Genomic DNA, 3,561 nt, shown 5'->3' with positions numbered 1-3,561 from the left:
TTCCTACAGAGGACTTTCACCTCATTAGTTCATGCCCATGCTGGGCGTACACAAGCGCTTTAAATGGAACTAAAACAGTTGGTTAGGTTTCGCTTCGCTACAGATTTTAACCCACTATTTTAGTCCGCTTAAGCAGGCGTTAAAAGGTAAAATGAATCCAACCATAGTCGCAAGTTTCTTGTTCTTTTTTGTGTTGTCCCTAGGCTTAATAGCCCTCAGCGGTGCCCCAGCAAAAGTTCATGCTGCAAATATCGTCTGTTTCTTTGTGGTATTTGTTCTGGGCACTGTCGTAGCAGAGAACAGAAAAAGTGATTTGCCAATCTATGTAATCTGGCTCGTGGTGGGCCTTGTTGGGTTGTTTGCCTGGGATGTTGTCTCCTCTCTGATCATAGTTAAGGCAGAGGTATTTATGGGGTGGTATATTCTTTATCCTGCAGGCTTGCTGGGCATTCTATGCCTACAAATTTTGGCTCGTGCCGTCGGCAAGTACGGTCCTTTTAACAAGCAAAGGATAGGCCGCGCGAAGCCGCGTCCTTATCCCAAGCGTTGAACTAAGCCGCTGCGCGGAGCCAAATGCTGACTCAATCGAGTGTATTAACCTCATTGAATCAGCTAGACTTAAAAAGATGTGATGGAACACCATAATGAAAAGGAATTTCAATGGAAAACTTACCCACTACTCGATATCAATTGACTCAAACTGCTCTAAAGCACAGAGCCAGCATCAAAAAAAGCAAATTCCTATAACATGCAGCATGCCAATTAATATGGACTATGCGTCGGCCAAGTCCAACAAGCGGTTTGTGCCATGCAAACAGCGCAACGCACAAATACTAAAACGTTATGTGAAATAAAGAATCCAATGAAATATGAAATATCTATAAAGTTTCTTGATCGAAAGCTTAAGAAAAATGATCTAATTCTGCTCCAAGGTTTCACTGGAATACCACTTGGAGAATTAAAGGCTAAGTGTATAGAATCGAGAGTAGATCTTGGAACAATAGTTAATGAACAGTTTTATTCGGGCGTAAAAGAAATATTGTTATTGTTAAATTTACTTGAATCAAACTACCAATTATTCAGTAATTCTAGCGAAATAAATAAATCATTTTTGGAGAATATTGCTTATAAAATAAGTAATATTAGCCTCAGTGATATTAGATAAACCACATCAAGCGGCTCAAACGGACAAATATTCGCTGTCACCTTTTATGCAAAGACACGCACGAAAGTCGCCATCAAACATTTGCGCGGTTAGCCGGGCGTTATAGCAATAAATCTACAATTCGTACTTAATAAGGATATTTTATGAAACAAGAAGACTTGTATTTTGCACCATAGGATCTATTTAGGTTGGGTAACTCATCTGGACCTCGATTAACAAATGTGAGAAGACCTAAAGATGTAAATACAACAGAAATAAATGGTATCTGTGTTGTTATTGCTAATGGGAAAGGTATACAAATGCCAGTAGGTTTAAAACTAATAATCGATCGACCTGGGCACTATACTGTATGCCCCCACTTCTAATATGGCATTAGATGAATTTATTGGTTTGCTATCTAAATTAGCGCTAAAATGTCAAAAGGTATTTAAAAAAGAGGTAGTGTAAATGACTGTTATTAGTGAGCTTAATGTAAATCTTAATGATTGGGAGACTAGGTATATCCTAGAATCACTATCTAAAAAAATGGCACATTTAAAAGCTATAAACGCTTCATCAGAAGATGAGGACGAGGCTGCAGATGCAGGAAATGACTTTATTGAAGTGTCAGGTCTGTATGATCAAATGTCATCTAATGCAGTAGAAGTTTTTGGACAACAAATACTAGATTTTAGCAGAGGCGAAATATAGTTATAAAATTGCTTAAACGGACACGTACAGTTTGCTCTTGCTTCGCGATTATAACCAACTTTTTTGTCCGCTTAAGCGAGCGTTGAGACTATAGAATTTCTCCAAAAAAGACGTTTTAAAAACCAAAACATTGCTACCCACTATGATTGGCTACAAACAAAAATGGCTACTTGATGTAGCCATTTTTATGGGCGTTTAGCGGTGGTTTTTTACAGTCTAAAAGACTATGTTGAGAAAAATAGTGTTGCTCTAATATATTGATATTGTTTGGTTTATTTATTTACATTTAATGCGGACACTTTTAACGTGCAATTTACGTTTTTTATTTGAGTGTAATAGCCATTAAATTGCTTTACTTCAAAGACATAGGAAATGTAGGATGATATTAATCAATAACTTAAACGGTCGGCTTTATCGGTCGAGCCGTTCAATAAGCCGTTAGCCGGTTTTCCACTTAGGTATTTAAAAATATATTTGTAGCATTAAAAAAAGAAATATTACCAAGGCCATGGTTTTACTTATAAAAAAGGCAAGGAAAGTAATACGCCTTCATATTTATGGCAAAATTTATAGGATTAACCATGTCTACAGATAAACCCGAACCTGGCTCGCCTGAATTTGACGAATGGCTTGCTAATAAAGCAAAGAAATGGTCTAAAGAGCTTTTTAGCAAAGATATGCCTCCCGAGTTAGCTGATTTAGAAGGCGGACTAATTGCAGGCCCAAAAAAAATTGAAGATATTATGCCTGAAAAAACAATTGCCGAAGATATTGCAATTGAAAAAGAAGAAAAGCGAAACTTAAAACGTGTTAAATAATATTTTGTACTTATAACTCGGCTAACAAATACTTCAAACGGAACAAAACAGTTTGTTAGGCTTCGCTTTGCTACACATTATAATTCACTGTTTTAGTTCTGCTTAGTGCGCCATAAGCAAAGTTGTCATAAACAAAAATGGCTACTTGATGTAGCCATTTTTATGGGCGTTTTGCTGTGGCTATTTGCAGTCTAAAGGACTATGTTGAGAAACATAGGGCTGCTCTAATATATTGATATTGTTTGGTTTATTTTTTTGCATTTGATGTGGGCACTTTTAACGCGCAATTTACGTTTTTTATTTGAGTGTAAGAGTCATTAAATTGCTTTACTACAAAGACATAGAAAATGTAGGATGATATTAATCAATAACTTAAGCGGGCGGCTTTATCGGTCGAGCCGTTCAATAAGCTGTTAGCAGTTTAGTTACACAATGGAGTATGACGTGAATTCACCAGAGGAATTGGTTAAATCGTTTATTGTAGATTACAAAATATGGAATGATGATTCATCCATAATTTATAATAAAAACAGAAGTGATGGAATGGAAGAAGCGGAAAATAACTATCAACGGCTTATTGAAAAGTACTGTGATCCAGAAGTAACTGTCCAAGGAATTTCATTCGGTTCCGAGTCCACGCATAGTTTAGATCAAGAGAAAATCGTAAAAACCGTCCAAAAAGGTAATGTGGCTTTAATTCACTCTAAGCATATAGACGCAGATGATTTCGAGTCTGATTATGAATATCATTTAAAAATTGTAAATGGTTCATGGATGCTGTCTTCTATTCTATACGTAGATGCAGATGGTAAGTACGAATGCCTATAAAACTGCTAACACATATGAGCCTTCCGCCAGTCAATAGGCGAGCTTAACTTATTTGACTGC

At 36.6% G+C, this 3,561-nt stretch carries 5 protein-coding genes; all 5 read left to right on the top strand.

The features are described from left to right. The first annotated feature begins 151 nt into the window (after nt 1-151). The gene (locus ACED29_RS20940; RefSeq protein ID WP_371698652.1) at nt 152-550 is read left to right on the top strand and encodes a hypothetical protein; all 399 of its coding nucleotides are present in this window, start codon (nt 152-154) and stop codon (nt 548-550) included. A 258-nt stretch (nt 551-808) separates the two neighbouring features. Further along, nucleotides 809-1,165 (top strand): hypothetical protein, encoded by a 357-nt coding sequence (locus ACED29_RS20935; RefSeq protein WP_371698651.1) that lies wholly within the window; start codon nt 809-811, stop codon nt 1,163-1,165. Nucleotides 1,166-1,612: 447 nt separating this feature from the next. Next, the gene (locus tag ACED29_RS20930; protein WP_371698650.1) at nt 1,613-1,855 is read left to right on the top strand and encodes a hypothetical protein; all 243 of its coding nucleotides are present in this window, start codon (nt 1,613-1,615) and stop codon (nt 1,853-1,855) included. Between the two features lie 581 nt (nt 1,856-2,436). Next, nucleotides 2,437-2,673 (top strand): hypothetical protein, encoded by a 237-nt coding sequence (locus ACED29_RS20925; protein ID WP_371698649.1) that lies wholly within the window; start codon nt 2,437-2,439, stop codon nt 2,671-2,673. A gap of 444 nt (nt 2,674-3,117) precedes the next feature. After that, nucleotides 3,118-3,501, top strand: a complete 384-nt coding sequence (locus ACED29_RS20920; RefSeq protein ID WP_371698648.1) for a hypothetical protein — start codon at nt 3,118-3,120, stop codon at nt 3,499-3,501. The last annotated feature ends 60 nt before the right edge of the window (nt 3,502-3,561 follow it).

This window comes from Shewanella sp. 5S214, assembly GCF_041439795.1.
Classification (GTDB): Bacteria; Pseudomonadota; Gammaproteobacteria; order Enterobacterales; family Shewanellaceae; genus Shewanella; species Shewanella vesiculosa.
The sequence above is the reverse complement of the archived record's forward strand: the minus strand, read 5'-3'. Positions and strand labels throughout refer to the sequence as shown.